Source organism: Flavobacterium sp. FlaQc-49 (genome assembly GCF_044005985.1).
GTDB lineage: Bacteria > Bacteroidota > Bacteroidia > Flavobacteriales > Flavobacteriaceae > Flavobacterium > Flavobacterium cupriresistens.
Map to the genome: position 1 here is coordinate 431,886 of NZ_JBIPCS010000001.1, position 20,118 is coordinate 452,003.

The following is a 20,118-nucleotide window of genomic DNA, read 5'->3' on the forward strand; positions in this document are numbered from 1 at the left end:
AAATGATTTTCTTGGACTATCTTAACTTAATAAACTTAAACCTATGTCTTTATGTGTTAAAAATAATTGCCGTCAAAGGCTTAACACTAAAACATTAATAAATGTTATTTACTAAATAAAAACACAGGTCTTCCGTAATTTTATAACTATGTCACTATGTGTTAAAACTAGTTACATCAACGCGTTAAATGTTAATCTTACCTCCTATGGCACCTTATTTCTTTATAATACCCTGATAAAGTTTAAAATTATTATATTTACTTTTTAGCCAACCGAATAATGTTGCCCGAATAATGAAATCCCGCAACGTTTGGCCGATCAATTATAAGCAGTTAAGATGGAAAATAATACCGTACCAATAGCACCGATATCTTTGGATACCAATACAATATCGAACAAAAAGATTAAAAAAGCAGATTTGTTGCCTAATCCGGAATCTCAATTGGATTCTATGGAAATGAAGGAAACACCTATTAGCGATTCCAGCATACTTTTTAGAGATCTGACTGATACTGCCAGCAAAAAAGAAAGTATTATCCGATTAATTGATAAGTTGAATGTTGAAACTAATCTTAGATATCAAAGAACAGAAGAAGACACCTACTGTAATGTATACTCTTATGATTATTGCTATTTTAGTAAAGTATACCTTCCAACGGTTTGGTGGACAGCCGAATCTCTTGAAAAATTAGAACAGGGGCAGGATGTTGAAGCTGTTTTTGAAGAAACTGTTGATCGTATTTATTCCAGCGCTCTACACGATTGGTTCCCTGAATGGGGTGGCGATTTTGGGTGGGAGCAAATAGCTACAGTCGATGAAATTCAGAATAAAGTAAACGCCAAAGGTGGAATTGGAATCATTTGCGCTAAAAGAAGAGAAAAAGGACTTTCGGGGCATATTGTTCCTGTTGTTCCTGAAACCGCTCTGCACAAAGCGTATCGTGAGAATGGCGTAGTCGTTTATCCACTACAATCACAGGCAGGAAAGCTAAATTACAACTACTTTTCGGAGGTTAGAAAAGATTGGTGGAACGATGAATTATACTCCTCTTATGTGCTTTATTACCACCCTTAGCCGAAAATAATCAACTTCGTTATACAAACCTCTAAAAATTTATTGATTATCAATGGGTTAACTACTTGGAAATAACAAAATAAAGAACTACTTTCGCAACTTGGAAAAAATAAGAATAGCCAAAGTTGCAATATTGCTATTCATCTGTCTAAATTATTGATATAAAAGTGATTAATAACGGTAGTGATTTTATAACCTCATTATAAAATTTTACTTTTTTATCAGTCTTTCAGTCGATACAGGTGTGAAATTTCTAAGACTAAAAAATATAATTCTATAATTTTAAAAGTAAGACATAACTTTTTTAATGGATATTACAACTGTGTTTAATCCGTTAAAAGGCTTCTTGTGCCTGATTTTAAATTGATTTGAATCTTATTTTTCGAATAAAAAGACAATACTTTAAAAATATAATTAACCATAAAAAAAGACAATTAGTATAAATGAAAGACAATCAGACAAAAAAATATTATTGGGGAATAGGATTAGAAAACGAAACCTACATGCAATTTGAAGAATCCCTAATAGTTACTGGTGAATTTATACAAGAAAAGATTGGCTTTGAAAAATACAGTATTGACTATAGAAAATGTTATAAACCGGAAAGCCTTACTCCTGTTCTAAAGAAAGCTTTTGGTATAACTGAAAATTATAAAGTAAGCCGAATGATCAACAGTCATTCGCTGGAAAAACTGGATATAAACTATCAGCACAAAACATTATCGGCTGTAAAAGCACTTGCTGATGCAGAAGAAACGGATGCCGTTACCGCTCAACCTCTTGAGAATCCAGATTATCTTGGGAAATCAATTATGGAGCTTTTCCTTGAAGCGCAGCCTTACAACATTCAAAGTATGATCAGCCAAAGAAACAAAACGATGGGTTCTGTTCACTTTGATGGCGATTCTATCGAATTTGTGACTAAATATTTTGAAAATCGAACTGTGGTTGATTCCTGCAAAGAACTAAAAGCAACTAAAAAGTTGTTTATCGATAAAATCAATGAATCTTCTGTTTTAAAAGGAAAACTAAATTTTCCGGATTATAACAATGGTCTTAACATGTTTATGACCAATCAGGAAAACCTGGTTTTGTTTAATAATGGAACTTATCATTTTCATATTACTTTGCCAACCCTGACAGAAGACAGCAGGATTACAGATTATACTGATTTTGAAAAAACACATGGTAATGCCATCTATTTACTGCAATGGTTTGAACCGTTTTTTATAGCAACACTTGGTAGTCCCGACATTATGGGGGTAATAAGTGACAAATACGGTTTGGATAAAAAGTTCACTTTAGGTTCTATGAGAAATGCGATGTCTCGTTACATAGGCGTTGGAACTTATAATAAATCGATGCCTAAAGGTAAAATTCTAACCTTTAATGTGGATGATTTCAGAAAACTGCTAAAGTTTGAAAAAGAAGAAAACATCTGGTGGCGTGATCAGATTGAAGCAGAAATGGAGTACGAAATGCTTTCTGAAGTTGGTCTTGATTTTAATCAGGAAAAAATGTATCAAAGTGGTTTTGAGTTCAGAAGTTTTGACGAGTTTCCGGCAAAATACCTGGATGATGTTCTTTTTTCTATTATTTTAATTTGTGAGCATTCTTTAAACCTGCCTGATGTACAGTGGGGACACGACAGTAAAGCCTGGAATAATCTAGTTTTTAAAACTTTAAAAATGGGTTATTTGACTGAAATCAATGAGGAAGAAAAGAAAGAAATTTTAGATTTACTACAACTATTAAATTCATCAGATAGCAATTACAATACATTAAAAGCTGAATTTGAAGCTATTGTCTTATTAGATGAATTTTTCTTTAAGATTCTTGCTGTTTTACATGATAAATACAAAGACAACAATGTTTGTCTGGACGCTATGTACGGACAAAAAACAAGTTCTCCTCCTAAATGGGACAACTTTAATAAATACCAAACAGAAAGACATTTACAGCAAATCGGTTCTTTTTGCGATAATTAGAAGTTTATTTGTTCTCTAAAACCAACGGCCAAATTCGATTATGAATTTGGCCGTTGGTTTTTTTTTGATCATTTGCCACGAATTTCACGAATTACCACGAAATGCTTTTTTGTCGCTGATTTTAAGAAAATGCGTTTAATACTTTGACAAAGAGTCGCTAACTTGATACATCTATGAGCAAGAAAAATGAATGCCACAGATTATAAGGATTAAAATGATTCATAATTTGTGACGCAAAAAAATAGACACGAATTGCACGAATTACACAAATTAATTCATCGCAATTGGTGAAATTCGTGGCAAAAGATCACGATGGTCAAAAAACATGGAATATAAACGACTTATTTATTAATACCTTAAAAGAGTTAGGTAGAATTAATAGAACTCGCACAGATTATTTAATCAGTTTAATCCTTTAATCTGTAGCAGTTTTTCCTCTATAAAAGCCCTTTATAATACGCTTCTACATCCTTCCAATGGTAATACGGCCCTATATCTGTCTTTATAGTTGGAACAAGGATTTCTTTTTCATGAAGCAAGAATTTGACTAGTATATCCTCTGATTTACGTTTGCGAAAAAACACCATTTGTATGTTTCCGGCCATGGGAGCGATTCTGAAATTATTCCATGCTTCGTAAAAGGTAGCAGGATCAGAGACACTGTTGTAACTGCCGTCTAAATGAAGAAGCATTGCCAGTGTGATTAAATTACCATCGTGTGCAAAACGAAGTGTAGCGCCTTTGCCTTTAGATGCAATCATCGCATTGGCACTTTCTATGATATTTTTTAAGGTTGGTTTTTGATTTTCAAACATGATTCCGTTGTTTACAGCGGCATTGGCATCACCCACATATTGACGGTAATTTGTCGTTTGCCACAAATCAAAAAGTTCTTGTTTTTCAAACAGATCGTAGAAAGTCAGTTTTGTTTCTACATTTTGCATTCCTCCTGCTATGGCGAATAGTTTTTTCATAAGAGCACTTGGATCTACTTTTTTTGCTACATAATCGGCATTCGAAAATAACGATTTTACCAAACGATCGGGCTGTATGTGTTTGTCTTCAAATTCCTGGTATTCTTTTTTCCAGGTATCTTTAGCAGCTTTAAAGGCAGTTGATTCGGGAGTGTTGTAGTTGAGATAGCGCTGCCACTTTATACCGGCATTTCGGTCAATTTTCAGATCGGGATTAATTTCTTTAAGTCTTTCGCAGAATGCATCCATACTGAGTACAACGCGCACTACTGTTGTAGCGCTGGCCTCTATTTGAGCATCCTTAACAAACACTTTTGGGTATTGTTTGTACATGCGCTCTGCAATGCCCCTCTGTTCTTTTTGTCCCAAAGGAGCAAGATCTCCTCCGCGAAATTCTACCTCTTTCCAAAGTTGCTGTAATCGCTTTAGAACATCGTTACCCAGACTTGTTAACGCATTGTTTTTATTGGCTTCTTCAAGCAAATCTAATACCTCTTTATACTCAGTATCACTTGTCAGATAGCGCGATCCATGGCGTCCAAAATGGCTTATGTAAAAGGCTTGATATCCTTTTGGTACAGCCGTAGTGGTCACATTATCTTTGGTAGGATAGGCATAATTAACTCCGGCTGTTTTCTCGGGAGTATCAGACAGTTCTTGTTGGATTGATTGTCCTAAAACAACAGATAAATTGGTAATTGCAATTAATAGCGTTAAGTAGATTTTCTTCATTTTGGTTTCGGTTACTGCAAGGCAAATATATTCTAAATATCAGAAAATCGCTGCTGACCTTTAGAATATAAATTACCCTTCCCTATTCCACTTTTAGAATGTTGTTTTGTACCCTATCCCTATCGTATATTTTCTTGTCAAACCATCAGGTCTTACGTCTCTGACTACAAATGGCGTAGCTAAAGAGAGCTCCAAACTTCCTCCTTTAAAAGAATAAGCAGAAATAAGATTCCCGTTGATCGTAAGGCCTTCGGATCCTTTTATTGCCTGTCTTGCCCCATAAATATCTTCGTAGGTATCTTCACCTAAATGATAAATAAACAGCACATTGGGTTTGAAACTAAACTTAGAATTTCTTGTTTCAATAGTATAGGTGGTGCGAAAAAGCACATCGGGTCTACGTTCAAAAAGATTTGTAGTCGGAAAATCGGTTGTTCTGGAATATTCTGCTATGTATGAATTTGCATTAATATTAATCACAGGCAATTGCAGCGCTGAGATAAAATCCAGTTTTTTATACGTAAGATTGACGCTTCCTATAAAATCAAACGTCCCCAAACTACTCTGATAATCCAACGGAAGCGGGTGATCGTTTATTTTAAGATTGGAGCTGTTAAACGGGATCTTTAGCCCTGCTGTATAACTCCATTTGTATACTTTATTGAATCGTGTTTTGTAATGTGCTGTTAAAAATACATCACCTATAGAACCTCTGTCTCCAAAACTCCCACTAGCAAAAGAGGAAGTGATCTTAGCGCTTCCTGACCATCTTTCATTAAAATTACGCGTATAAGAAACATAAGGTGAAATATACGTTACATCTGATTCTCCTGCACCGAACACAGTGCTGACTTCGATCGCGTTTTTTGCAATACTATCGGTTGCATACGTATTGTTTATGCTGCAAACTCCTGCATCACTGCAGCCTTGCGCTTTTATACCGATGCAGAAAAACACACAAACAATTAAATAGATTTTTTTTGATTTCATCATTATAGTAAGTTTTGGTTAAAGTTTTGCAAAGGCAAAAAGGTGATTGAACTGCTGACAGTGTATCAATACATAGGGATAAACGGAAAGATCAACATTGTCCGGAATTCTAAAGGCTTGATTAGTACCATTTCCAAGAGATCCCAAATTGACAAAATTAACAGGGGAACTACTTTTAGAAAGATAAACTTTTAAGTCAGGACCGTTTGTGACCGTGAAATTCTCCAGAGCTAAATTGCGATGTGTACCATCGCTATAAATTTTAGCGCTTCCGGAAACGGAATGACCTGATGTGGGAGCAAAATTTCCTGACGAAGTAACCACAGCTGTCTCCGGAATTTCTACAGAGCCAACCGGTTTACGGGTGAGCTCTCCTTCTGATTCACAGGAACTCAATACTGAAATTAGAAACAATAGGTAGATTGTATTTTTCATAGCGTATACTTTATATTTCAAAATTAAACACTATAAACAAAGGAGATTGTCACCTATCTTACATTTGGGATAAGATAGTGAAGAGAATATTATTATTTCTGCTCTCAAACGGTTACTTACAAAAGCTTCTACTTGTCAATTTACTTGCCGTAAAGCGCTATAAAGCTACATTGCTTTCATATAAAACAGGTATTTATACTTTAGATCGGAAACTTAAAAAAAACTATTTTTGAATCTGCCTAAAATCTTTATCCAACTACGGCATCAAAACTATCTTACCATTAAAAGGAAGAATTCATTTATGTGCTGTGAAATAAGATTTCAAAATGGTTAAAATTCGAAGTAAAGTTAAATCTGCAAAACCATAAACACTAAAAAAATATGCCTTGGACTATTCTTGAAAAACTATGGAAGCGCACTTTAAATCCATCCGGTTCTTCTGCTACAAATACTAAGCAAACCTGGGATGATGAAATTAAAGCCTTATACCAGCTAGGCATTAGTATCGAAAATGTACTACAGTTTTTATACTTTGAAAAACCTGATTTCGAAACTTTTAAAGTTTGGATTAACACCAATCGGAAAAACGAAAATTCCGAGTTTGAAGACTTGGCAACCAAAGTGCTTTCAGATGAAGATCTGCAGTTTTGGAACAAAAATGGTTACGTCATTGTAAAAAATGCCATTTCAAAAAAGGATTGTGAAGCTACGCAGCAGGCTATTTGGGATTTTTTAAAAATGGACCCGGATACTAAAGAAACCTGGTACAAAAGGCATGAGAATCAAAAGGGACTAATGCTTAATTTCTCGGATCATGAGACCTTAAACAGAAATCGATTGTCTCCAAGAATTAAAAAGGCTTACGAACAACTTTATAATACAACCAAAATATACAAAACCATTGATAAAGTAAGTTTTAATCCTCCTGAAACTGAAGATTTTACTTTTATCGGAAGTCCTCTTCATTGGGATACTAATTTAAAACAACCCATTCCGTTTGGACTTCAGGGACTGCTTTATCTCACCGATTGTGGTGCCGATGATGGTGCTTTTCATTGTGTGCCGGAGTTTCATAACCATATAAATAACTGGCTGAATGCCCTTGAATCCGGCGAAAACCCAAGAGAAAAGGCACTTAAAACTTTGCTACCAAAACCCATACTCGGCGATGCCGGCGATTTTATAATCTGGAACAATACTTTGCCACACTGTGCCACACCAAACAAAGGAAAAAGTCCCAGAATGGTACAATATCTCACTTATCTGCCTGATGATTTTGTCACACTTGAGGAATGGGTTTGATTTTTATACTTCAACTTTAAAAACAACAATCTCAATAGATAGTCTTTCGATTAAAATACAAGAATCACTTCCCTATTATTTGTCTGTCACTTCTCCTTTTTAAGGTATCTTTTGATACTGTAGAATCAAATGTAGTGTTTTTGCATTTTTTAATATCTTTGGCTGATACTTTTTTAGCACATCGCTAAAACCAATGAAATAAAAATTAATGATACTACTAGATAACAACTACCGTTTTAATGTTTCAGAAACTCTTTTTGTTTTTGCATTGGAGTCAGAAGCTGGAAATGTTTTTGACGGAATGAATAAATTGATAACCGGTATTGGAAAAGTAAATGCTTCAATAGCATTGACCAAAGCTATAACCCATCAAAAGCCAAAATTGATCATTAACCTGGGTTCCGCCGGAAGTAGTCGTTTTAACAAAGGCGAAGTAATATGCTGCATAAATTTTATTCAGCGTGATATGGATGTTAGAGGCCTTGGGTTTTTGGAGTACGAAACGCCACTATCGGGTATTCCTGTCGTACTTGAACACGGTCATTCTATGGGTGGTCTGCAGGAAGGAATTTGCGGAACAGGAGACAGCTTCGAGATGAATCACATCAATGATGCCTACAATGTAATCGATATGGAAGCTTATCCACTGGCTTTAATTGCCAAAATGGAAAACATCCCTTTTCTCTGTCTAAAGTATATTTCAGATGATGCCGGAGACAACGCTGCTGAGGACTGGACTGTACAGGTGCATCTTGCTGCACATGCCTTCAAAAAAATACTATTCCCTACTGAATAATTCGAGTTTTAAAGAGATTTGGATTAAGTAATCTATTTTTGAGATTAGAAGAAAGGTATCTCTTTGAAGTAAATCTGACAGGTTTTTGAAACCTGTCAGATTTGGTTTTTGGGGTATTAGGTCTACAACCTTTGAAGCGATCAAAAAAACGAATCTCAAAATTTAGGTTATCTAAAAAAAACATCACTTTGTCATTTCGAGCGAAGTCGAGAAATCACACAAGAAATTCCATACAGAAAAGCGCCAATCTTTGTCGAATATTGGGTGTGATTTCTCCTTCGTCGAAATGACAAATTACAAGAAATTAGATTAGAGAAAGCCTCTCTTTGAAGTAAATCTGACAGGTTTTTGAAACCTGTCAGATTTGGGTTTTGGGGTATTAGGTCTACAACCTTTGAAGCGGTAAAAAAACGAATCTTAAAATTTAGGTTATCTAAAAAACACAACCAGTTTGTCATTTCGAAGAAGGAGAAATCACATAAGAAATTCCATAAAGAAAAGCGCCAATCTTTGTCGAATATTGGGTGTGATTTCTCCTTCGTCGAAATTGACAGAATTGCAAGAAATCGGGCTTGACGGGGCAACAATGTCGCTGGTTAAACTATTATATAAGATGTTCCGGTCTGTACTTCTGAAAATTCAAATTCTTACAATATTCTACTCCCTTTCACAGCTATTCGAATAAAGAAAAAGTAATAAAACTTCCTGTTTTCTGAAGAATTAAAGATTAGATACTACACTAAATTTAATTTTTGAATACATCCTATAATTAATTCGGCGCTTTCAAACTTGGAAAAATGATTTTAGGCCTCGGCTATTTATGTTAATTTTTTCTTAAAGATATTTTTCTGTCTATCATAAAACAACACGTCTAATAAATTGATTTTAAACAATTAAAACAATCTTATCTCATTTATTAACTTAAGTTCAATATTTAACAATTTAACGCTATTTTATTAAACATGTAAAAAAAAGACTATCAATACTATTTTAATTATTATTTTTACACAGTCTAAATAAAGATAGTAGGGAGATTATTTTCCTACAACAATAATTGAAATGAAAAGCAACAAAATTACAACGTTCCTAAAAAGCGCAGCCCTCCATGTTTTTGTACTACTGTTTACCAGTATAACACATGCACAAAACAAAACAGCAATAAGTGGTTTAATTCAGCATAATGGTGATCCGATTTCAGACGCTTTTGTCGAATTGCAGCCTATCGGTAAGTCTACCACGTCTGCTACTAACGGTTCTTTTTCGTTTACAGAATTGCCTAATGGGGTTTATACCATCAGAATTGCAAATGCAGGCTATAAAGACCATGTTCAGGAGCTTATACTAAACGGACAAGCAATCAAACCACTGCAGATAAAAATGGAAGCTGCGATTGATTTAAAAGAAGTAAATGTAATTGGTAACAAAACAAAAAGTAACCCGGAAAACCTGATCAATGCAAAATATAGTGCCATGCCCGTAACAATAATCGACCGTAGAACCATAGAACTTATGGGCAGTCGAAGATTGGATGAAATCTTGAAAGAGCAGACCGGAATTGCGATCGTCAATAATATTGGCGGCGGTGCAAGATCTGTGGGTGTTCAAATGCAGGGCTTTGGCAGCGAGTATATTATGGTGCTTATTGATGGCCAGCCTATGGTAGGTCGCAACAACGGGAATTTTGATCTTTCGCGAATCAGTGTTTCAAATATTGAACGCATCGAAATCATAAAAGGAGCCTCCTCCAGTCTTTACGGAAGCGAAGCGCTTGGCGGAACAATCAATATTATTACAAGAAATGGTGTGCTTGATCCTCAGCTACAGGCCGGCATTAGTTATGGAAGTCTAAATATAGTAGATGCCACTTTAGAGGGGGAAACACCATTTCTCAAAAACAAGGCTACCGCAAATATGGCCGCCAATTATTACAGAACAGACGGTTTTAATACCAATTCAAAATACATCAAAGGCACTACTTCCCCACCCTACGAGAATTACAGTCTTCAGGGAAGATCCCGCTATGAGTTAAATGAAAACAGCTTTTTAAATTTAAGCGGTCGTTATGGACTTCGTCGTTCCTACATGCAGAAAGACTTCGGACTGGGGCATGTCTCCGGAGATTACCAAGACGAACAGGATATCAATCTTTCTGTCTCGTTAGACCATAGATTTAGCCCAAATCTTAGAAGTAATACCCGTTATTATCTCACCAATTACAGGGCAGACATGAGTGTTGCCTGGCAACAAAGTAATTCTACCGCCAGTCAGGACGTCTTTAAACAGACCTTACATCGTTTTGAGCAGCAATTTTCATACAGTACAACTAATTCATACCAAATCGTGGCAGGAATTGGTGGTAGTACAGAAAATATGAACGACGATGCGCTTACCAACGTAAATTCGTTAAACACCTTCTTTTCTTATGTTCAGGGAGAATGGACTCCATTTGAAAAACTAAAAGCAGTTGGTGGTTTGCGATACGATCATACTAATAATTTTGGAGGAAGGCTCAATCCTAGTTTTGGTCTGCAGTATTTTATCAGTCCGAAAATAACTTTTAAGGCAGGAATCGGTACTGGTTTTAAAGCTCCGGATTTCAAGACCAATTATCTGGTTTTTTATAACTCTACCGGCAACTATCTTGTAATTGGTAATGCCGTACTGGCACCCACCTTGCAACAATTACAGCAAGATGGACAAATTAGCGAAATCAGACAATATATACTAAATCAGACCGCGGGAAATCTGCAGGCCGAGAAAAGTACCTCTTACAATACGGGATTAACGCTGCAGCTTTCGAAAGGATTTAAGGCTGAAGGAAATTTATTTTATCATAAAATAACCAATCAGATTAACAGCATACAGGTAGCTACCGGAAGTAACAACCGCATTATTTATACGTATCAAAACCTACCGGAAGCTGTTAATAAAGGGTTTGAACTTTCCTTTAAAGCCAGTCCGATAAAAAATCTGGAAATAAGTGCAGGTTACCAATATTTAATAGCCAAAGATCTGAGTATTAAAGACAGTATTAGTTCCGGAAAATGGCCCTATAGTCAAAACATACACGATCCTGCCACGGGAAGATCTTATAAACCAAGGCCTTCAGACTATTGGGGAATTGAGAACCGCTCTCGTCATATGGCCAATGCTACTCTTTTTTACAATCATGCGCCATGGAAGCTTAATGCCAATGTCAGGGTAAATTTCAGAGGTAAATATCCTTTTGGTGATCGCAACGGAAACCAGTTCATAGACAAATATGACATTTTTGTGAAAGACTACTTCCTCACCAATGCCAGTCTCGAAAAACAGCTGTTAAAAGATCATTTGAGAATCAGACTTACAGCCGATAATATTTTCAACTATACAGATCCGCTAATGCCTGGACAACCGGGACGCATAATCCTCGCCGGTGTAACGTATCGTTTCTTTAAAGAGTAATAAAAATAATTCCACAACTTTAAATAAAATTATAATGACAACAATCCGAACTATAAAAAAGTGCACTTTTGCGCTCCTAATGCTCTCCGTCCTAAGCTTGACCTCGTGCAGTAGTAGCGAAGAAAATACAACTTCCGGTCTTGAAGATGGTAAAAGCATCGTAATAAAAGATCTTGCAGGTGATACCGGAGCTGCAATGGGCGATGGTACAAAAGGAAAAGAAAATCGAAACTTTCACACCTTTCTGTTCCGTTTTAGCGACCAAAAACAAATCTGGTTGCATACCAAAGCAGACTCCTTAAAATTTATGAAAACAAACGACTGGGATCTTGCATTTACCGGACCCTACAATAGCGAGGTCTTTATCAACAATGCGAAGTATCAATACAATCCCGGTTTTGAAGGACCAGCAGCAAATACAGCAGTAGTACTGATCAACGAAGCGTATCAAAACGTAGATAAAGCGCCTGCCGATGCTGATTTTAACAACAGTGATATCACTAAAATAGGATGGGCATCCTCAGAAAGTTCACTTGGCTGGTTTTACTACAGTCTAAGTACTCACATCATGCAGGCGATACCAAATCGTACCTATGCCATTAGACTGCCGGACGGCAAATATGCAAAATTGCAGCTTATAAACGCCTATAAAGGTAATCCCCCTGCAGTGACCGATCTTAACTGGCCTGCCCCCTATTTTACCTTCAAGTACTTCGTGCAAAATGATGGTAGCAAAAATTTAAACACAAAATAATATCCCATGAAAAAATTTGAAGTTCCAACAAAGAAATTCACCAAAAGCATACTGACACTTTTACTGATCACTTCCCTATTTACTGCCTGTTCCTCTGATGAAAACAAAACAGAAGTACCGGGAAAAGAAACTGGAGGGAATCCGGGAACACCCCCTGCTAATAATGCCCTGTTTTATAAAGTAACCCGTGTAAAAAATTATCAGGGTAGTACTTCCGATGAGAATCCAACGAAACCTTCAGCAACTTTGTATTACAGTCTTGAAGACAACAAAGCGATAGATGGATCTTATGTAAAAACACGCAAATGGGATTTAGCCTTTGGTGGTCTTTACGCCAGTTTTTTGTCTGGAAATAATGGCAACGATACCAAAAACAATGGATTTCAAGCAGGCGGTTCCGGTGGAATTATGATCGTAGCCAAGCACTTTGATCAAGTCGTTGATATACCGGCAGACAGTCAGTTTAAAACGGGTGTAGACCTTATTGGTACAGATGATGCCGGCTCCTTTGGTAATGGAATTGGCTGGTATCTATATGATTTTGGTGGCGATGTTTTAGGCAACAACGATCCAAAGAAAGCACACGTGGCTTATGCTCTCGGAGAATCGCTTAAAACAACCAAAGGGACAGTGATTCCTGCGAGGACCATTATCCTTAAAACCGCAAATGGCAATTATGCAAAAATTAAAATGATTTCGGTGTATAAGGATGTCTATAATCCGGCGGAATGGTTTAAAGACACCCCTCATATGTTCTACACTTTCGATTACGTATTAGTGCCAGCCGGAAGTACCAAATTTGAAATTAAATAAGCTATCCAATTACTATGAAAACCAAAGTTGACCATTTTAAAGGAGTTTTATTTTTGATGTCTTTTAGCCTGCTCGCACTACTAACCGCATGTGATAATGAGGAAGAGCGATGGACAGATGTTAAAGGAGAAACTAAAACCGAAATTATAACCGATCTTGACGCCAGGCGAATTGTATCTTTTCGCGTTACCAATCCCGGCGAAGCTCAAGCCATACATAGCGCTGTAAATAATCTTGAAAAAACCATTACGGTATATTTACCGGCCTATTACGAATATCAATACCTTGAAGTAGCGGTAACATTACCTGCAAAAACTACTATTTCACCGGCTACCACTGAACTTCTTCCTGTTTTTAGTAAAGAGCCTGTTACCTACACCACAAAAGCGGCAGATGGTACAACAGCGGTCTACACGGTTAAAATTGTAATACAGCAACCTAAGCTAATCGTAGAGGAAGTATCAGATGGATCTCCGGATTTTACTATAAATACGAATACTTCGGTAACGGTACTTGGAGAAAATTTCCTTCCGTCTTATCAGGTAACCAAATTATTTGTAGTTGATGCACAGGGAAACAAAAAGTGGCAAATGAAACAGTATAATGATGGAGTCGACATTGGCAGTTATTATGCATGGTATGTTTTCTTTGACGATCTCAACAATTTACCAACGCTTCAGCCCAATACCGATTATTGGTTTATGATGGAAAGTTATCAAACGACGAAAACAATGAAACTTCCGTTCAGGATAACCAATTAAAACTTTTTAAAATAAAAAATGCCTGTCCTTACTGCAAGTGGTACAAAAATGAGCCAATTAACCCTATTAAAATTAAATATATTATGAAAAAAATAATCTTTTCAATTATAGCATTGGCTGCTATTTCACTTACATCTTGTAGCTCTGACGACCAAACTACTGATTTACAATCGCAAGCAAGTGCTCAAAAAGAAGCGACTAATAAAACCTCTAAAATAGCAGCACTTTGTACCGTTACTAATGCAACTGTTACGGTTACCAGAACGGCAGCACCATCGTCTACTTACACCAACTGGACTCCTGTTGCCGCTACAATCGGTGGCGTAAATGTACAGTGGGAAGGTATCTACGGAGGTTCTGTCCGTCCTGTAGGTAATACAGACAAATGGTACGTAGGTACTGTAGCTTTAAACCAAACTTGTGCAAACTGGAATAGCTGGAATTCAAGTATTGTAGTTAAAAACGTTTCTACTAATGTTGGTACATCACCAGCTGATCCATACAATGTATTAGGATACAACGGAACTATTTCAGGATTTAACTACGGTTTAGGATATTATTCTTACAACATACTTACACACGTTATGACACCTTCAAAAGCAATTGTGATCTGGAAAACGACTTCAGGTACAAACTCACAATCTGTTACAAGTCCTTCAACTGCAACAGAGGCATACCTTGTTAAAGTAACTGCTGTTACTCCGGGAGCTTCAAACAGTGTTGTAACTTATAACTGGACACAAGTAAAATAATTAATAACAATATAAAAAAACATGGGATCATAAAACTGCTAGAGAAAATTGTAATAAAAGCTGACCGGCTATCCATTGCATAATTACTTTAACGACTTATTCCCCCATGGCTTAAAAACGGCTTTATAAAGTTACCGCAAACATTGTAAGTGCAGGCATTTAAAAAAATACACAGACTTAATCAATAAGCTGCAAAATTAATAAAATTATTTAAAAAATTAAATAAACAATACCATCATGAATAAAAGAAATACTGTCAACCTCCTTTTATGTAAGGCTGCGACACTTTTTTCAGCACTGTTATTTTTCTCTTGTGACACCGAATACGTGGATAAAGTAAATGATATTCCGGGCGATGTGATAAAAGTTCCGGGATACAACCAAATTGAATCCTTCATCATAAAAGATGCAGAAAACAATACTTTGAGTGCTGCGCTGACAGAAAACGAGATCGTGATTACCTGGAGCAATTATATGACCCTTCCGGAAACTATTAAACCGACTATTATTCTTGGTCAGGAAGCTGCTATTGCTCCTGCGTCAGGTACAGAAATACCTTTTAAAGACGGGGCTCTGTTTACCGTTACTTCAAAAGCCGGAACAAAAAAACAATACACGCTAAAAATAGACTTAAGACAAAAACAACCCAGAGCCTGGACAGCACATCATCCCGAAACACTGTATAAAGGTCTTTTGCAAAGTCAGGTAAACAATGGTCAGACCGATCATATAGACAATTTATGGCTAAGCCAAAAAGAAACAAAAGTTTACTTCGTTGCCGCCACTGACCAAAAAGAATATACCGCAGAAACCGTTTATGTAGGCAAAGGAACCGGTACTTCACCATTTTTAAATTATGGTGTCTATTACTTTCTTCCCGAAAACATGCCTAATGGTAAGTACGATCTTCGTATAAAAAATGGAGCCTATATGTTGCAAAATTCAATTGTCGAAAACAGATTTAAAATTGAAATTGCAGATTCTCCGGATTTTAACGTTGAAAGATATGGTTTTCCTGCCACTAAAAGTAAGGGAGAAACTATTGAAGTCAGAGGTAGTCAATTGAACACCATTACGGCAGTAGAGCTTTTTAACTATGAAGATCCAAATGTGGTTTATCCACTGGAAATTGTAAACGTTACTTCCTATAAAGCTGTTTTTAAAGTACCTGCCAATACACCTCCTGGCGAATACTTTGCGATGAGGTACAAAAGAGGGAACTCTGATCCTACAGAGACCTATAGCCCTGTTACAATTAAGTAAACTCCAATACAAAACACTTTATAGCATCCTTTGACAAGTAAGACTGTCAAAGGATTTTTTCTTTTTATTACAGGAAATTGTTTCGAATTTTAGTAGAACCCTTTGCCCCAAAAAACCCTATTGAATGCAGCGTCTCAAATTGAAAAAACAAAGATGCTTTTTATAATTTCCTCTCCTTAAATTATACCCAATTTCATCATTAGGAACATGCTTTCGATAGTTCTGCGATCTCATCTTTGCTATTTACAAAAACTTCCAGGAAACACTTCCATAATTATAAATTAAATCCTTGCGGTTATTCATCTTTTTGATTTCCTTGCTATTATTATTGTTTTATTTACAAAATAAACATTCAAAACAATAAAGAAAGGTTAAGATCTCTTGCATAAATAAATACATTCATTTTTAATAGTTTAACTCTCTTTAACCTTTATACGTTTTGCTAATATAATTTTACTATTAATTACTTTTAATCCGTTCAAATCGACCCTAGAACAAGTAATCATGATGCATCACATCTTGTTATTAGAGAAGAAGGAATAAACCCATAAAAGCAATAACAATGAGCACAGCTGAGCCCGTAAACAATAACTTCACCGTGTTTGGTATTGATATTTCAAGATACCAAGGAAATGAAATCAGTTTTCTTACTAAACAAACCGATAAACTCACTTTTGTAATTTGTAAAGCAACAGAAGGGATAACCTACACAGATTCAAATTTCAGCACCAATTGGCAGGCCATTCAAACAAAAGGCTATGTTCGCGGGGCTTATCATTTTTATCATTGCAATGACGATCCGGCAAAACAAGCCGCTCATTATCTGCAAACCGTGGGATCTATTTTGGATACCGACTTCCCTCCTATTGTCGATTTTGAAGGGGTAAGTATCGATCCCGGAATTAATCGCGAAAACATCCAACCCAACTTATTACAATTCTTAACCATACTGCAGCAAAAAACAGGGAGAAAACCTATTTTATACACCACCAACAATACCGCAAATAAATACCTGACTAATCCTGAATTTGCCAACTTCTACTTATGGATTGCAGATTACAGCAACTCTTTAGCCTTACCGACTATATGGAAATCAACAGGCTGGATACTTTGGCAAAAATCTGCAAGCTACATGTTGGATGATCAATTAAATGATTTTGATGTATTTAATGGGGATGCCAATGCCTTTTCAGAATTCATCCAGTCCAGTAAAATTAAGTAAACGTATGATTATCAAGTTAAAAGTTGTGGATACGGATATAATTTTTTCGCCACGAATTTCACTAATTTTCACGAATTATTCTTTTTTTGCGTCGCAAAATGGATGAAATCATTTTAAAACTTTAATTGGTGGCAAATAAATAATTCGTGAAAATTTGTGGCAAAACAACCTATTAATCAATAACTTAAAACAGAGCAAGACAAGATTAAAATAATTAGATAATCTGTGAAAATCTTTTCAATCAGTGGCAAAAATAATTCGTGCCAATTCGTGAAATTCGTGGCAAACAACCACAAACAACTTATTGATCAATGACTTAAAACAGAGCAAGACAAGATTAAAATAATTAGATAATCTGTCAAAATCTTTTCAATCAGTGGCAAAAAAAATTCATGCCAATTCGCGAAATTCGTGGCAAAACAACCACAAAAACCTGCTCCCCTTTAATTAATTCTGACTATTTTACAACTCTACCGTTTTCCACTTCCCGGTTCTAAAAACAAGCACACTACTGGTTGCGAGTACAATTTCGGAGATCAGAATCGCAATAAATATTCCTTTTGGTCCCCATTCGTAATACATACCCAGTAAATAAGACAAAGGAAGCTGGATCATGTAAAACATCAGGATGTAAAGCATCGTTACCGTATTTACACTACCCGCCGCATTTAAAGCACGCGAAATCACCATGGTATAACCGAAGAAAAAGTAAGCAATAGCCATGTATTGCAGATAGGTACTTGCGTAGGAAAGAATTTCTTCATCATGTGTGAAAAAACCGGCCAGCGCTTTTGCGTAAAACAGTAAGAAAATAGCAATCAGTCCAAGGAAACACATGTTAAATGTCCCTGTTTTCCATACCGAGGCTTCTGCCCTTTCCGGTTGTTTTGCTCCAAGATTTTGCCCCGTTAATACACCGGCAGCATTAGCAATACCATAAGCTGGTAAAACACTAAACATGATGATACGGTTAGCGATGATATACCCTGCCAGTACATTTTCGCCCAGTTTTGCAACGATCACAATCATTAAAAATCGGCTTGAAGAAGGTACCAGGTTTTGAATCATCCCTGCTGTTGCTAATTTTAGTATGCGTTTCATCAAGGCAGGAACCATTTTCAACTGTCGTTTTCCTATGCTAATTGTGGTATTGTTTCTAAAAAGATACCATAGTTGATAGGCCACGCTAAAGACATTTGCAATCACCATAGCTACGGCAGCTCCTAATAAACCTAATTTAGGAAAGGGTCCTAATCCAAAAATCAGTACAGCACACAAAAATCCATTTAGAATATTTGAAAAGGCCAGCGTTCGCATCGCCATAGAAGCGTCACCCGATCCTCTAAAAACCCCATTAATCAAGATACGCATAATCATAAAGATCAGTCCTGCGAACATCGTTTTAGAAAAAGTATTGCCATAGGTAACCAGATGTTCCGATCCACCGGCAAAACGCATAATCTCCTGATTAAAAATTACGGCCAGAACACTACAAATGACGGAAAGAAAAATTCCAAGATAAATGACCTGCATTGCTGCCTGTCCGGCTCTGCGCGGTTTCTGTTCCCCAACTCTTCTTGAAATCATTGCTGTGGCTGCTATACTCAAACCCATCGCCACCGATTGGATCAGAATCACTACAGAATTGGTAATTCCAACCACCGTAATGGCGTTTTCACCAAGACTACTTACAAAAAGAAGATCTACTAAAACAAACAGAGACTCCATACTGAGCTCTAACATGGTGGGTACTGATAACAGGAAAGTTGCTCTGTTGACATTTCCTGAAGTAAAATTCTTTTCAGTTCCTTGCAATGCAATCCTGAATAAAGTAACTATTGAACGTATTTTTACTAGCACAATTATGGGTTTAAAAGAAAATATTAAAATTTATTTATTGTTGAATGTGAATATCTGTGACACCTTCGGTACTGTTGCAGTTGCATAAAATAAGTTTCGGCTCTTTTTTAAGACGCTTTGAAACCGGTCTTATCTAAACCTCGAAACTTTTTTGTCTATCGTGGTTCTTCTCTTTGTTACAGAAAGTGCCGAAGCATCAGGATAGCCGATAAAAAAGAGTCCTAGCGACTGCTCATTAGCTTCCAAACCAAAGCTTTTCACGTATTCTACTGCAGCACCACTTGAATCCCAATAGGAACCCAACTCAAATGAAGTGGCGCTTAGGGCCATGTTTTGCACGGCACAGGAAACTGCAGCTACTTCTTCCCACTCCGGAATAGTAACCTTGGTGCTTTTAGAGAGTATCACTCCAATCAAACAAGCTGCTTTAAGTGGGTATCCTTTCAGATAATTATACTTTGCCGTTCTTTTGTCAGCATCGGAGAGCTCTTCATACAGATGCTTGTAGTAAGTAACCATATACTCTCCATATTTTTCAAGTTGACTATCGGTAAGCACAATAAACCTCCAAGGCTCAGTCATTTTATGGGTAGGTGCCCATGTGGCGTTGGTCAGTATCTCATTCAATACAACTTCGGGTAGGCTACCCCCTATATAGGAATCTGCATAAATACTTTTTCTGGAACGAATTATTTGGGTTGCCACTTCAGATGAAGCCGCTATTTCACTTTTTTCCATGAATGTTGTGAGGATTAAAACAATAATTAGATAAATTAAGTACGAAAAATATGTAAATATATTTTGCTATTTAAATTTATTATAAATAGCTTTGCTGAGCAAAATTAGTTATTTATAATTAGAATAAATAAGAATAAAGCAAATGTATGTAGTAATTTTCATAAAAACAACAGAAATGAAATTATCTCAGAAATAAAAAACTACCCGTTTCCTTAACCC

At 36.3% G+C, this 20,118-nt stretch carries 16 protein-coding genes; 11 read left to right on the forward strand and 5 right to left on the reverse strand.

What is annotated here, in order from left to right:
• The first annotated feature begins 337 nt into the window (after nucleotides 1–337).
• Nucleotides 338–1,075 (forward strand): hypothetical protein, encoded by a 738-nt coding sequence (locus ACHRV3_RS01805; RefSeq protein ID WP_395434299.1) that lies wholly within the window; start codon nucleotides 338–340, stop codon nucleotides 1,073–1,075.
• 443 nt (nucleotides 1,076–1,518) lie between these two features.
• Nucleotides 1,519–3,063, forward strand: coding sequence for a hypothetical protein (locus ACHRV3_RS01810; protein ID WP_395434300.1), 1,545 nt, complete (start codon nucleotides 1,519–1,521; stop codon nucleotides 3,061–3,063).
• A gap of 437 nt (nucleotides 3,064–3,500) precedes the next feature.
• On the opposite strand, the gene ACHRV3_RS01815 is transcribed toward ACHRV3_RS01810, so the two are convergent.
• The 3 genes from ACHRV3_RS01815 to ACHRV3_RS01825 all read right to left on the reverse strand — a co-directional run bounded on the left by ACHRV3_RS01815 (nucleotide 3,501) and on the right by ACHRV3_RS01825 (nucleotide 6,194).
• The gene (locus ACHRV3_RS01815; RefSeq protein WP_395434301.1) at nucleotides 3,501–4,769 is read right to left on the reverse strand and encodes a histidine-type phosphatase; all 1,269 of its coding nucleotides are present in this window, start codon (nucleotides 4,767–4,769) and stop codon (nucleotides 3,501–3,503) included.
• Between the two features lie 93 nt (nucleotides 4,770–4,862).
• Nucleotides 4,863–5,762 carry a hypothetical protein gene (locus ACHRV3_RS01820; protein ID WP_395434302.1) on the reverse strand — a complete coding sequence of 300 codons (900 nt, stop codon included), beginning with the start codon at nucleotides 5,760–5,762 and terminating at the stop codon, nucleotides 4,863–4,865.
• Nucleotides 5,763–5,777: 15 nt separating this feature from the next.
• Nucleotides 5,778–6,194: a DM13 domain-containing protein gene (locus ACHRV3_RS01825; protein ID WP_230002087.1), complete on the reverse strand. Its 417-nt coding sequence runs from the start codon at nucleotides 6,192–6,194 to the stop codon at nucleotides 5,778–5,780.
• Nucleotides 6,195–6,575: 381 nt separating this feature from the next.
• On the opposite strand from ACHRV3_RS01825, the gene ACHRV3_RS01830 reads away from it, so the two are divergent.
• The 9 genes from ACHRV3_RS01830 to ACHRV3_RS01870 all read left to right on the forward strand — a co-directional run bounded on the left by ACHRV3_RS01830 (nucleotide 6,576) and on the right by ACHRV3_RS01870 (nucleotide 17,301).
• On the forward strand, nucleotides 6,576–7,496 hold the full coding sequence (locus ACHRV3_RS01830) for a phytanoyl-CoA dioxygenase family protein (RefSeq protein ID WP_395434303.1): 921 nt from the start codon (nucleotides 6,576–6,578) through the stop codon (nucleotides 7,494–7,496).
• A 208-nt stretch (nucleotides 7,497–7,704) separates the two neighbouring features.
• The gene (locus ACHRV3_RS01835; RefSeq protein WP_395434304.1) at nucleotides 7,705–8,292 is read left to right on the forward strand and encodes a nucleosidase; all 588 of its coding nucleotides are present in this window, start codon (nucleotides 7,705–7,707) and stop codon (nucleotides 8,290–8,292) included.
• Nucleotides 8,293–9,351: 1,059 nt separating this feature from the next.
• Entirely contained in the window at nucleotides 9,352–11,736 is a 2,385-nt protein-coding gene (locus tag ACHRV3_RS01840) for a TonB-dependent receptor domain-containing protein (RefSeq protein WP_395434305.1), read from the forward strand.
• Between the two features lie 34 nt (nucleotides 11,737–11,770).
• Complete coding sequence (locus ACHRV3_RS01845) at nucleotides 11,771–12,490, forward strand: HmuY family protein (protein WP_395434307.1); 720 nt, start codon at nucleotides 11,771–11,773, stop codon at nucleotides 12,488–12,490.
• A gap of 6 nt (nucleotides 12,491–12,496) precedes the next feature.
• Nucleotides 12,497–13,303, forward strand: a complete 807-nt coding sequence (locus ACHRV3_RS01850) for an HmuY family protein (protein WP_395434308.1) — start codon at nucleotides 12,497–12,499, stop codon at nucleotides 13,301–13,303.
• A gap of 14 nt (nucleotides 13,304–13,317) precedes the next feature.
• The gene (locus tag ACHRV3_RS01855) at nucleotides 13,318–14,064 is read left to right on the forward strand and encodes a hypothetical protein (RefSeq protein WP_395434309.1); all 747 of its coding nucleotides are present in this window, start codon (nucleotides 13,318–13,320) and stop codon (nucleotides 14,062–14,064) included.
• A gap of 83 nt (nucleotides 14,065–14,147) precedes the next feature.
• Nucleotides 14,148–14,816, forward strand: a complete 669-nt coding sequence (locus ACHRV3_RS01860; protein ID WP_395434310.1) for a hypothetical protein — start codon at nucleotides 14,148–14,150, stop codon at nucleotides 14,814–14,816.
• 237 nt (nucleotides 14,817–15,053) lie between these two features.
• Nucleotides 15,054–16,079: a hypothetical protein gene (locus ACHRV3_RS01865; RefSeq protein ID WP_395434311.1), complete on the forward strand. Its 1,026-nt coding sequence runs from the start codon at nucleotides 15,054–15,056 to the stop codon at nucleotides 16,077–16,079.
• Between the two features lie 562 nt (nucleotides 16,080–16,641).
• Entirely contained in the window at nucleotides 16,642–17,301 is a 660-nt protein-coding gene (locus tag ACHRV3_RS01870; RefSeq protein WP_395434312.1) for a GH25 family lysozyme, read from the forward strand.
• 462 nt (nucleotides 17,302–17,763) lie between these two features.
• On the opposite strand, the gene ACHRV3_RS01875 is transcribed toward ACHRV3_RS01870, so the two are convergent.
• Together ACHRV3_RS01875 and ACHRV3_RS01880 are read right to left on the reverse strand one after the other, a co-directional pair.
• Entirely contained in the window at nucleotides 17,764–19,161 is a 1,398-nt protein-coding gene (locus ACHRV3_RS01875) for an MATE family efflux transporter (protein ID WP_240478093.1), read from the reverse strand.
• 129 nt (nucleotides 19,162–19,290) lie between these two features.
• Entirely contained in the window at nucleotides 19,291–19,899 is a 609-nt protein-coding gene (locus ACHRV3_RS01880) for a nitroreductase (protein WP_395434313.1), read from the reverse strand.
• Between the last annotated feature and the right edge of the window lie 219 nt (nucleotides 19,900–20,118).